This window comes from Domibacillus sp. F004 (genome assembly GCF_057814295.1).
In genome coordinates this window covers 737,623-749,094 of the sequence record NZ_JBVATB010000001.1, presented here as the reverse complement: position 1 = coordinate 749,094, position 11,472 = coordinate 737,623, and the positions used below count along the sequence as shown (strand labels likewise).

At 36.7% G+C, this 11,472-nt stretch carries 12 protein-coding genes; 1 reads left to right on the top strand and 11 read right to left on the bottom strand.

The window, feature by feature from the left end:
• Window positions 1–287: 287 nt before the first annotated feature.
• The 8 genes from ACZYRN_RS04015 to ACZYRN_RS03980 form a co-directional block, all read right to left on the bottom strand.
• A complete protein-coding gene (locus ACZYRN_RS04015) occupies window positions 288–1,772 on the bottom strand; it encodes a DEAD/DEAH box helicase family protein (protein WP_488910191.1) in 1,485 nt (494 codons plus the stop codon).
• Window positions 1,773–2,041: 269 nt separating this feature from the next.
• Window positions 2,042–2,449, bottom strand: coding sequence for a hypothetical protein (locus tag ACZYRN_RS04010; RefSeq protein ID WP_488910190.1), 408 nt, complete (start codon window positions 2,447–2,449; stop codon window positions 2,042–2,044).
• A 280-nt stretch (window positions 2,450–2,729) separates the two neighbouring features.
• Window positions 2,730–3,233 (bottom strand): hypothetical protein, encoded by a 504-nt coding sequence (locus ACZYRN_RS04005; RefSeq protein WP_488910189.1) that lies wholly within the window; start codon window positions 3,231–3,233, stop codon window positions 2,730–2,732.
• Between the two features lie 195 nt (window positions 3,234–3,428).
• Window positions 3,429–4,031 (bottom strand): hypothetical protein, encoded by a 603-nt coding sequence (locus ACZYRN_RS04000; RefSeq protein ID WP_488910188.1) that lies wholly within the window; start codon window positions 4,029–4,031, stop codon window positions 3,429–3,431.
• Window positions 4,028–4,183, bottom strand: a complete 156-nt coding sequence (locus ACZYRN_RS03995) for a hypothetical protein (RefSeq protein WP_488910187.1) — start codon at window positions 4,181–4,183, stop codon at window positions 4,028–4,030. The genes ACZYRN_RS04000 and ACZYRN_RS03995 overlap by 4 nt, the downstream gene beginning before the upstream one ends.
• A 180-nt stretch (window positions 4,184–4,363) precedes the next feature.
• Window positions 4,364–5,167, bottom strand: coding sequence for a helix-turn-helix domain-containing protein (locus tag ACZYRN_RS03990; RefSeq protein ID WP_488910186.1), 804 nt, complete (start codon window positions 5,165–5,167; stop codon window positions 4,364–4,366).
• A 172-nt stretch (window positions 5,168–5,339) separates the two neighbouring features.
• Entirely contained in the window at window positions 5,340–6,341 is a 1,002-nt protein-coding gene (locus ACZYRN_RS03985; RefSeq protein ID WP_488910185.1) for a tyrosine-type recombinase/integrase, read from the bottom strand.
• 145 nt (window positions 6,342–6,486) lie between these two features.
• A complete protein-coding gene (locus ACZYRN_RS03980) occupies window positions 6,487–7,680 on the bottom strand; it encodes an acetate kinase (protein ID WP_488910184.1) in 1,194 nt (397 codons plus the stop codon).
• Window positions 7,681–7,943: 263 nt separating this feature from the next.
• On the opposite strand from ACZYRN_RS03980, the gene ACZYRN_RS03975 reads away from it, so the two are divergent.
• Complete coding sequence (locus ACZYRN_RS03975) at window positions 7,944–8,522, top strand: HAD hydrolase-like protein (protein ID WP_488910183.1); 579 nt, start codon at window positions 7,944–7,946, stop codon at window positions 8,520–8,522.
• Window positions 8,523–8,574: 52 nt separating this feature from the next.
• On the opposite strand, the gene ACZYRN_RS03970 is transcribed toward ACZYRN_RS03975, so the two are convergent.
• Genes ACZYRN_RS03970 through ACZYRN_RS03960 form a run of 3 tightly spaced genes read right to left on the bottom strand, consistent with a single transcriptional unit; the run spans window position 8,575 to window position 11,130 of the window.
• A complete protein-coding gene (locus tag ACZYRN_RS03970; protein ID WP_488910182.1) occupies window positions 8,575–9,510 on the bottom strand; it encodes a metal ABC transporter substrate-binding protein in 936 nt (311 codons plus the stop codon).
• A 19-nt stretch (window positions 9,511–9,529) separates the two neighbouring features.
• On the bottom strand, window positions 9,530–10,387 hold the full coding sequence (locus ACZYRN_RS03965) for a metal ABC transporter permease (RefSeq protein WP_488910181.1): 858 nt from the start codon (window positions 10,385–10,387) through the stop codon (window positions 9,530–9,532).
• Complete coding sequence (locus ACZYRN_RS03960; protein ID WP_488910180.1) at window positions 10,387–11,130, bottom strand: metal ABC transporter ATP-binding protein; 744 nt, start codon at window positions 11,128–11,130, stop codon at window positions 10,387–10,389. Before ACZYRN_RS03960 ends, ACZYRN_RS03965 begins: the two co-directional genes overlap by 1 nt.
• Window positions 11,131–11,472 lie beyond the last annotated feature (342 nt).

The following is an 11,472-nucleotide window of genomic DNA, read 5'->3' as shown; positions in this document are numbered from 1 at the left end:
TGCTACCTCGTAGAGTAATAATTAATAATCGTATATGTATAAATCAAAACATTAAGGTCAAGAGATTAAGGGAAACTGAAACCAACTATTTACCTTTCCAAGTGCGGGAAAGCTAAATACCTGCACACAGTTTCCCCTCTTGTTTCGCTACGCTACACAATTCACCCCTTCATGTGCGTATCCTTTTCTTCTTTATTCTTCTATGTGTAATTAAACTTTTCATTATTTGGGACAAAATTGGTGATAACCTCTTTATAGTGCTTTACATCATGTTTGTCCCAATAATGTTAAATGTCTATTTTTTCAACTATCCAATAACGTACACTTCCACTTTTCTTAGGAAGAATAATATAAGGTAAATTAATCATCTCTAGTCCTTCATTCAGTTTCTTATAACTCTTTTGCTGTCTACCATTCACTTTTAAATCAATTTTATTAATCAATTCCTGTTGTTCTACTTTGGATAATTTTTCACCAATGACACTATCCAAATGTTCATTCAGATTCATCTTTTTTTCCTCCACATCAACAACGTAGTAGTCATAATAATTATTCATGCCGTCATAGCGTTCAAATAATCTCGCTAAATACTTGCAGTAGCCAAACTCTTTAAGAAGCTTCATGGCATCCATTTCATTGCGGTCAATTTTACATTTTAGGTACATCAAGTCGTTTACCTTCTTAGTTGCTTTGTCTGATTCACCGTCTATGTATTCATCGTAAACAATGTTCCACTGATCGTATTCTCTAGGGAACTTTTTAATATACTCTTCAACTGTATGACTTCTAAGAAATTCAGCCATTTCCAAACGCTTGTCAATTTGAGTCTGCATACCACCTAATTGCTGATTGGTTATTATCTTGATACACAGGTGAATGTAGTCAGTGTCCTTCATAATTCGTTTGCGGCCGATACATTGAATTAATGTTCCAATGTCTTTTACATCGCAGATGACATGTCTTAAATCATCATCTTTAAGGTTCACACCTGCATCAAGACAAGTAGTGGTGATCAGGATTAAATCTTCAAAGCGTTCCTTATCAAGCATTTCAGCTACTTTATCTTTATCAACGTGAGGATAAAATTTATCATTGGATGTACTGCAAACGAACATTGCATGATCTTTGAATTTCTTGTACAAATCAAATGCCTTTGTTGCTGATTGAATGAATACGATTGTCTTCTTATTTCCATCTACTGCCTGTTGGAGCAGCTTCTCTACTTTTTCATCATTATTGTAGAAACCAAGTGACTTAACGTGATTGTAGTTGCTATCAACCACATAATCCTCTGATTTAACTTTTTTGATGGCATTGATGTAACGCTTCATACTGTCACCTGTTGCACTCATAAAGATTCTCGTGATGTTTTCTTGTTCAAGAATGGCATTGAGTGAAATATCGGTGTACTTATTAAATGGTGCATCACTCATCCAGTAGTGAAATTCATCTGAAACGATATATTCATACGGTGAAAAGTCGAATGTTTCATTGTTTTTATATTTTTCTTCAATGGATTGATAAGTTTTAATGTCAATGGCATCTAATTTTTTTGCTTTCTTCATTTCTCGTCTGAACTGATCAACACAATTTGTTCTATGTATCAGCATGAGAATCTTCTTATTATTCTTTTCCGCATGTGCGTACAGGTGAGTTTTAATGAAATGTGATTTACCTGCGCCCGTACCTGCTTCAATCGTTACCACCTGTCCTGACTTCCAACTTTTCACTTTATCAATCGTGACTACTTCACTTACGAATTTGTTTCTCATTATTTAATTGCCTCCAGTTTTAATTTCATTTTCTATATTTTCGACACTCCAAAAACGTTGGTATATAAGGGTTTTATTTTTACAAAATCACAATAAAACTCCAATTTTATCTTTAAATGGGACAAAACCATTTCGTGCCGCCCCATTACTGCTTGTCCATTTTGACTGTAAATTCTTTGTCATTGACCAAGATTATTGATGGTCTTATAATGAGTACAGGTTCAAGATTTCCGACATCTTAAACCTAATTTCCTAATTACCTAGTTATGTCAGCAATGCTCAGTATTCATAACATCTGCAATCTCGCTGATCATTGCTGATAGTAAAATAACTTGTCCATTTTCATTGAGCAATGAATAAGGTTTATTTTGGATTGATTCTGAATTGAATTTTTCAATAACATCGTGTTCGTTTTCATTTTGAGCAAGACAAGAGTAGTAGATGTGAGCAAGATTGCATTCTAGGTCAATTTCAATATCAAATCCGATAATTTGGTACGGCAGAACATCACCTGATACGTTTTCAATGTCATTGTGATCGGATTCTAACTCAAGCATTAATTCACTATTTAATAGTGCTTCCATACTCACATTCACGGGGACAGTTGAAACCTTTAGTGTGAATAATACTTCTGTTTTTTTAACTGCCGCCAATGCCGATAGTGTGTTAGTTGTCATGAATAAGTTCCTCCAATTTTTGAACCATATTGAATGGTTTATTTTTTTTGTCTTTTTTTACTACTCTTTTATCGTATTATAATTTAATCAGATAATCAAGTTAAATTTTAACTAAATGTGCAAAAAATAAGCAAGCTAAATAAGACCAGCTTCTCTATATGCTTCAATCAACTCTACTGGAATGATTAGTGTTTCCTTTTCTTCAAACATTGCCACTTGATCCACCTCCTTGATTTAATTTTATTCAGTTGTCATTGTGCATGGTATCACCTGTGTTGGATTATAGTGAATCGAGCTTTTTAATCAAAGCATCTATCGCCTCTTTCCCTATATCCAATTTCATTTGGAATTTTTCAGGACTGTTGAGTTGATCCATTAAGGTAGCATCTCTCATGGCGGCGTAAAACTCATCTGTTAATCCCAATAGCTTGATGCGTGATTTCAGAAGCTTAATCTCATTTTCATGCTTCAGGATGTTTGTTTGAATCTCCAATAGTTCATCAGGTGTTTTTGGCTCGGTTTCCTTTAGTTCGGCTAAGGTGTTATTCAGATGGATGATTTTGATTTCACACTTATCAATTTCAGTTAAATTTGTGTTGGTTATTAGGTAAGTCTTATCATCAGGTACATTGAAGAATTGAATCATGCTGAATAGATGTTTGTCGGGTATCCTGCGTGTGCCGTCTTTCCAAAGGTTGATCTGCGGCTGCTTAATTCCTAAATACTGCGCTAGTTCACCTGTCTTTATGTTGTTTAGCTCTAAGAAGTAGTCAATGCCATTCACGTAATTTTTACCTCGCTTTCGTTTATCTATATTAAATATACCATAGATAAAATTTAACGTCAATAGATAATTAAAACTTTTTTAAATAAATTAGTTAAATTTTAATCAATATTCCTATTGCACACTTTGAAAATACTTACGTATCAATGGTTCAAGGCACTTTTTATGTACGTAAAATAGGGAAAATGGACATTTTTAACGGCTGTCTTCTTTCGTTATATCCCTTAATATTCTTGCAATTTCTTTATACGTTAGTTTTTCTGCTTCTATTTGCTCAAGAAGGGCTTCTAAATAATCGCTTCTAATGGTTTTAAATTTAGGCTCAATTTGTGTGTAAATATGCTCTACTTTACATCTGACAACCTCGACATCAATACCAGATTTTTTTCGGTAAATTTCAGCCATATTTAACAGCCAATATAAATTTTCATGACGCTTCTCTGCCTTATGAATATCCTCACAAAACCGAACAGTATCCCAACTGAGGCATTCTATGTATCCTTTTTCAGTTTTAAAAACATAAGCTATCTCTGTCGCTGTCGCCGTTTCATTTTTACTTTTCGTTGCACTATCTTGTATATCTAGTGTCTCTTTCAATTCATCTAATGTAACAACTTCTCCACGAGCATATTCTTCCTCGGCTTGTTTAATCGCTTCTACTTCTTCTTCGGTTAGTTCTTCATTATCAATAGGAATCAAGTCGTCAAATACCTTCATGAGCTTCGGAAATACCTTTTCTAATGTTTCATCTGAAACTGAATCAACTATTTTTTGTAGTACATCACGTTTGCGACTCATCTGTCTTTTAGTCCTTTCAAAGTTTCATTATAGTTATCAAGAGTATACTTTACTGCTTCTTCAAATGTTCTTTTATCATCATTTGATTCTTTCTCTAGTCCATCTTCACCTAAAAATTCTTTTCTTAATTCATCTTCGTGTTCAGGTATCACTTTAAATTCCTCCTTTATTATTCCAATCATACAGGAATAAAATTTTAAATGAAATATACAGACGATTACGAAATCAACGGGAGATAAATTTCGCTCGTTATCACCTACTGAACACCAAGTTACATTACTACTTACACAAGTAATACGTAGTTATAACAAGCACAAATACAGGTGTACAAGTTAATCACCAACTGGCAGCCCAGACCACACTTCTTCGAACAGATTGTTCACATGATTCATTTTCAATTTCCTACGAATGATTTCAGTAAAATAGCCGAATGGATTAGTGATACATGAATGTTTAACACTGTAAATTAGCTGTTTGAATGATTCTAAGGCAATCTCAATCCACTCAGCTTTATCAAAAGAGTACGATCTACTGTTGATCAGAGCGATACGGTAAAATTCCATGACTTGTTTTACGCTCCAAAACTGAAGGGCATACTTGCCGAATTTATTATTGATTACATCAGGAACAATTTCATCAATGATTTCATGCTGATTTACGCTCTCTGTACGTATACTGTTATTAATAGATTTTGTTTTAAGAGAAGAATTTGTTTTTTTGGTGTGACAGTTATCGCTAATTTCAGTCACGCCTTGTGTGCCAGTATCAATTTCTTCTGTATTAATAGGTTGAATGATAATAGCGTTTGAAGTTTGTCTCATGTCACTCCTACGCTTCATTTCTAGCTGTTTGATAATACCTAGTGACTCCAGGTGTTGGCATACTCTAATAACCGTTCTACGGCTAATTTGAAGCAACTCAGCAATATTGGACTTAGACAGGAACGATACTCCAATATATTTACATGAGTAACGATGAAGGAAGTTTAAAACGGCTAATTGATTTTTGGAGAGAGCGGCAGAATATTTTTCTTTATAGCTGCGTACAGTTTCGTTCAATTCTTTGACCGATTTAAATGAAGTGAGGTTTTGATATGTTTCGATAGATGAAATAATTGTGATTGCTTGTTTTGCCAAAATGGATACGCCCCTTTAATTTTTTGATTTTGGGCGTAGTCAAATAAGCATACGATACTTGAATTTTTAAAATTAATATCGTACACTCTAATTAGGTTAGTAATATTGTTTGACTACGCAATTGCGTAAATGGAAGTCCTGTGCTGGTAACACAGGGCTTCTTTTTTCGTGCCTATTTTTTCGCTTGCCGTGATGTTTTCGTTTTCTTTACTCTTCTTTCATTCAAATATTTAATTGGGCTAAATTTTTCATGTTGCGCTTTGATTGTGTCATCCAGTACATGAGCATAGATCATTGTAGTTTGAATGTCAGCATGACCAAGTATCTTCTGTAACACTCTCAATGAGCCGCCGTTTTTTAAGAACAACATACTACTCGTATGACGGAAAATATGGGGATGAACACGCTTTGTAAGACCTGCTCGATCTGCAATCTCATGAAGATTTTTCCTGAATGGATCGGCCCTCAAAGGATTACCTACATTCGTTAAAAAAATATATTCACTTTCGAAATCCGTTGTTTCGTCTATTAATTTTTCAATAAGATTCAAAGTTTTTTTTGTAATAGGTACAATTCTGAACATACTATTTTTTGTCTCATTGAATGTAATAGAACCATGTTCATAATCAATATCTTGCTTCTTCAAAGCCAATACTTCACCTATTCTCCCGAACGAATCCAACAATACATGGATAAGTACATAAGCACGAAAATCAGCATACCAACTTTTATCAAGTGAATTTAATAGTTTAGTTAGTTCATCATCAGATAACGTATCCACTTGCTTCTTTTGCATTTTGATATTTTTCAATACAGAAAACGGATTTTCTTCAAGATGCCCTTCATTAATTAGTGTAGTGAATGCTGCCTTTGCTAATCTCAAATAGGAGTTTGCTGATGTTTTGTTGACACCAATCTTTTTCTCCCTGTCCCATCGCACACCTTTGAACTGCTGTTTTTCAGTTAGTTGCCACTCAATAAACCTTCTTGCATCTTCAACTGTAAAGTTTTCCATGTACTTGTTTTTTGCAAAACAGCGTTCAAAATCGTTAAACAATTTATGATAATTCGTTATCGTATGTTCAGATAAACCATCCATCTGCTTAATTCGAATAACAATATCCCTTGCCTTTTCAACCGTCAGTTTGTGCTGAATTTTTGTTTTTCTGACCATTAAAAAAATCCCCTTCCTATACTGAGTAAGTACAAGAAAGAGGATTAAGGGGTCATTCGTGGTAATGGTCGCAAATGACTTGATTTCCTTATTATATAACATTAAAACCATTACCCTACACTTTGGAGAATGCAGTGACACCGTGTCACATCGCTGTTAACCGCAATACATCACGGGCGATCATCACTTCTTCGTTCGTTGGAATCACGATTACTTTAACGGGTGAATGCGGGTAGCTTATAAGCGCTTCCTGTCCGCGGACATTATTGAGGGTGGTATCCCAATATACACCCATAAATTCGAGACCGCGGAGTATACGGGCACGCGAGGCAATGTCATTTTCACCGATACCGGCTGTGAAAATGATAGCATCCACACCTGACATCCGTGCCGCGTATGAGCCGATATATTTATGGATGCTGCTTGCGAATACTTCAAGCGCTGTTTCTGCCCGTTCGTTTCCTTCATCAGCCGCTTTCGTGATATCACGCAAGTCGCTCGATAAACCGGAAATGCCAAGCATGCCGCTTTTTTTGTTTAATATATCTAGCACTTCATCGGCCGTTTGCCCCGTTTTCTCCATAATGAATGGCATTAAAGCGGGATCAATATTTCCTGAACGTGTGCCCATTGGTACGCCTGCAAGCGGTGTAAAGCCCATTGATGTATCGATTGATTTACCGCCCTCGATCGCCGCAATACTCGCGCCATTGCCAAGGTGGCATGAAATTAAACGCAAATGCTCAAGCGGCCGGCCTAGCAGCTGTGCCGCACGCTCCGCTACATATTTATGTGACGTCCCATGGAAACCGTATTTGCGGATCCCATACTTTGTATAGTATTCATACGGCAAGCTGTATAAAAAGGATTTCTCCGGCATTGTTTGATGGAATGCTGTATCAAATACTGCAATAGACGGTACGTTTGGCAATGCTTTTTGAAAAGCACGAATACCCGTTACATTGGCCGGATTGTGCAGCGGCGCAAGGTCAGATAATTCTTCAATTTGCGTTAGTGTCGCCTCATCCATTAACACCGAATCATTAAATGCTTCTCCACCATGCACGACACGGTGGCCGATGCCATCAATTTCATCAAGAGATGCGACAATGCCATTAGACACTAATTTACTTAGCAGCATTTGAACGGCGACCGCATGATCCGGAATATTTGTTGCTTCTCTCTCAATTGAACCATCGGGATTCGACATCGAAAAAATAGAATCCGGCAAACCGATTCGTTCCACCAATCCTTTTGTTAATACTGTTTCTTGAGGCATGTTAAACAACTGAAATTTTAACGACGAGCTTCCTGCGTTAATGGCAATGACTTTAGACATTATATCCTCCCTGTATAGATCGAACAATTTCTTCTCTATATAGAGATATCGTGTTCTTATGTAAATAGCAAGTGTTCATGCTTCTATAAACCGCTTTCATTAAATAATAATTATTTTCCGACAACTTAATCTTATGTATTTCTTTTTCTGCTTCATTTATATTTCTTCTTTCTTATGCGAATTATCTAGTCAACAATCATATTATTATTGTCTGAAAATAGTGTACAATGGAAATATGATGTGTAAAGGAGATTGAGAGAGATATGAAGTTACTTTGGGATTTAGATGGAACCATTTTTGATACATATCCAGCGATTCTCGATAGTTTTATTGCGGTGCATGAAGCGGCGCATGGTGAGACGACTGACCGGAATGAAGCACTTCGCTGGCTGAAAAGAAACTCGAAACTTGCCTTTGAGCAGTATCGTATTTCAGAAGATTTCCGTCCATTGTTTACCGAGCTGGATCATAAGCAATCTGAAGCAGGAAGTCCTCCGTTTGACGGCATAAAAGAGATTTTGGCCGCAGCTGATGTGAACGTCATCGTCACACACAGAACGAAAGGATCAACGATTGAATTACTGACAAAATGGGGGCTGATCGACTTTTTCAATGAGATTATTAGTCCTGATGATGATGGATTTCCACGTAAACCAGATGCAGCTGCCTATCATTATTTGAATGAAAAATACGACCTCGACTGGGCGATTGGCGACCGCTCGCTTGATTTAATTCCGGCTCGTAAAGCAGGTCTTAAAACGGTTTCATTCCAAAACGCCGATATTGAAGCGGACGTTTACCTCGATGCATATGATGAGACGTTTTTTGAAAAAGTGAAATAAAAAAGGAGTCTGCTCAAATGTCCGTTTTCACGAACTTTTGAGCAGACTCTTTTCATTGTACGTTTTCAAGAATAACCGTAATATTTGATTTCATCATCTTTATATACGTATCACCAGCTTCTCCCGGTTTTCCTAAAGAATCCGTAAAGAGCGTCCCCCCAATGGGCACCCCTGTTTCCGATGAAACCATTTCCATACTGCGCGGGTCAATACTTGTTTCAACGAATAAAGCAGAAGGCTTTTTGTCTTTAATTAACTTCACTATTTGCGTTACTTGTTCGGGTGTTCCTTGATTTTCTGAATTGATCTCCCAAATGTATCCTGCCTGGAAGTTATATGCTGCACTAAAATATTTAAAAGCTCCTTCACTTGTAACGATAAACCGCTTTTCCTCTGGTATTTCATTAAAGTCAGCTACGGCTTGCTCGTGAAGTTCTTGTAACTGTTTTATATATGCTTCCGCATTTTCTTCATAAACAGCTGCATGTTCAGGATCTACTTCAATCAAACCATCCCGGGCGTTTTCTGCATACTTGATGCCATTTCGAATATCAAGCCATGCATGAGGATCTTCTTCTCCTTCTTTCCCTTTTGTTGTTAAATGTTTTGCTTCGACCCCTTCGCTCATACGATATACCGGTGCATCTTCATCTGCTTTTCCTGCCGTTTCAAGCAGTTTTTCAAACCACGAATTACCTGCTTCTAAATTTAGACCGTTATAAAAAATAACATCTGCATCGGTTGCTTTTTGAATGTCTACCGGCAGCGGATCGTATTCATGAGGATTTGACCCGACGGGAGCCAGGCTGTGAATTTCCACTTGATCGCCACCCACATTTTTCACAATATCATATAAAATAGAATACGTTGTCACCACTTGTAATTTTTCTTCTTTTGTTTCCGAGCTGCCTTGCTCTCCCTCGCTGCAGCCTGCCGTAAATACAATAGCCATTAAACTAATAAATAGCAGCTTAAAAAAAGGATTCATTTTTTTCTCCTCCACACTTTTATGAAAGTGACATTTTTTTGTTTCTTGATTTTATCGCGCGCCATAAAATTCCTTGTTTTGGCGAAAAGAAAAAGGCCAATAAGAAAAGTACGGTAGAAACAAGTACGATTGTCCCGCCTGAAGCTAAATTATAGGTGAAACTAAAATACAATCCTACAATGGATGCAATGACACCAAAAATGGCGGACAAATAAATCATGATCCATAATCGATCCGTTAGTAAATAGGCGGTTGCAGCCGGTGTAATCAGCATAGCGACAACAAGAATGATGCCGACTGTCTGCAAAGAGGCTACTGTCACCATCGTCAGCAATGTCATTAAAAAATAATGAATCCACTTTGTCGGCAATCCATACGCCTGTGCCATTGTCGAATCAAATGACGACACAAGCAATTCTTTATAAAATAAATAGACGGATAATAAAACAAAAATTCCTATGCCAAGCGTGATCCACATATCCGACGGCCGGACAGCTAAAACGTTCCCAAACAAGATATGGTAAAGATCTGTACTGCTTTTCATAAATGTAATCAAAATAATACCTAAAGCAAAAGCTGCGGTAAACATGATACCTATCGAGATATCATTTTTAATCCGGCTGTTTTGACTGACAAAGCCAATACCTATAGCCGTTACAACGCCTGAAATGACTGCTCCGATAAAGAAATTGATCCCAAGCATATACGCAATTGCTACACCAGGAAGAACAGCATGCGAAATGGCATCTCCCATCAGGGCCATTCCTCTTAATATGATGAAACAGCCAATGACCCCACAAATAATCCCCACCATTGTAGACGTCAATAACGCTTTTTGTAAAAACTCGTATTGAATAACTGCGTCAATGAATGACATTACGCGTTCACCCCCATCTCCTCGAGAAATGAAAACTGACCGGAATAGGCTCTAGCTAAAATTTCCTTTTGAAAAACAATGTTCGCATCACCAAATTGAATGAGTTCTTTATTTAATAAAAGGAGTTGGTCAAAATACTCATTTGCTTTGCTTAAGTCATGATGAACGACGAAAATGGTTTTCCCCATACTCGTGAGTTTCTTCAAAATACGAATAATGGTTTCCTCACTTAAAACATCCACCCCGACAAATGGCTCATCAAGAAAAAAGATGTCAGCCTTTTGAGCAAGCGCTCTTGCTAAAAATACACGTTGCTGCTGACCACCTGAGAGTTCACCAATTTGCCGCTTACTGAAACCATCCATTCCGACTTCTTTTAAACATTGAAGTGCCCACTCTTTTTCTTTTTTACGAGGTTTTTTGAAAAAGCCAAGACCCGGATATGTACCAATCAGGACCGTGTCTAAAACGTTGATTGGAAAATCCCAGTCAATCTGACTTCTTTGTGGGAGATAAGCAACGGACTTTCTTATATCCGCAAATGATTTCCCATGAAATAAAACCTCTCCTTTATCTCTTGGAATCAAATTCAACAGCGCTTTTAATAATGTTGACTTTCCCGCTCCATTTGGTCCAATGATCCCGACTAGTTTTCCTGGTTTAACAGAAAAGTTGACATTGCGAATCGCATCATTCCCATGATAAGAAACAAATAAGTTTGACACATCAAGTACCGGTTTCATCCTCTTCATCTCCTTCCCAATCATATTTTCTCTCCACCTAAAATCTTTGCCTAAGGCAACTTTTTATTTAAAAAAAGAGAAGTCGTATTTAGTTTTCCATATGCACATTCTATGCGTTTGAATCAAAATGTTGCCCATATGAAACATTTTAACTTCACATCAACTTTATTGTCAATAGCAAATGTATATAATTTTCTGTCAATATACAAAAAAAAAGCTTTTGACTGGGGTTTTATTAAAAGTCAAGCAAATAATAATATAGCTCTAAAATTAAACAATTCATTATACTGTCACACATTATATAAGGTAAAAAGGAAGGATAGATGAACAGGGCGTATACCT

Coding starts and splice junctions, on each gene's coding strand:
- ACZYRN_RS03985 (WP_488910185.1), bottom strand. CDS start 6,341: ATGGTCAGAAAAACAAAAATTCAGCACAAACTGACGGTTGAAAAGGCA.
- ACZYRN_RS03980 (WP_488910184.1), bottom strand. CDS start 7,680: ATGTCTAAAGTCATTGCCATTAACGCAGGAAGCTCGTCGTTAAAATTT.
- ACZYRN_RS03960 (WP_488910180.1), bottom strand. CDS start 11,130: ATGAAACCGGTACTTGATGTGTCAAACTTATTTGTTTCTTATCATGGG.
- ACZYRN_RS03975 (WP_488910183.1), top strand. CDS start 7,944: ATGAAGTTACTTTGGGATTTAGATGGAACCATTTTTGATACATATCCA.
- ACZYRN_RS03970 (WP_488910182.1), bottom strand. CDS start 9,510: ATGAATCCTTTTTTTAAGCTGCTATTTATTAGTTTAATGGCTATTGTA.
- ACZYRN_RS04015 (WP_488910191.1), bottom strand. CDS start 1,772: ATGAGAAACAAATTCGTAAGTGAAGTAGTCACGATTGATAAAGTGAAA.
- ACZYRN_RS04010 (WP_488910190.1), bottom strand. CDS start 2,449: ATGACAACTAACACACTATCGGCATTGGCGGCAGTTAAAAAAACAGAA.
- ACZYRN_RS04000 (WP_488910188.1), bottom strand. CDS start 4,031: ATGAGTCGCAAACGTGATGTACTACAAAAAATAGTTGATTCAGTTTCA.
- ACZYRN_RS03965 (WP_488910181.1), bottom strand. CDS start 10,387: ATGTCATTCATTGACGCAGTTATTCAATACGAGTTTTTACAAAAAGCG.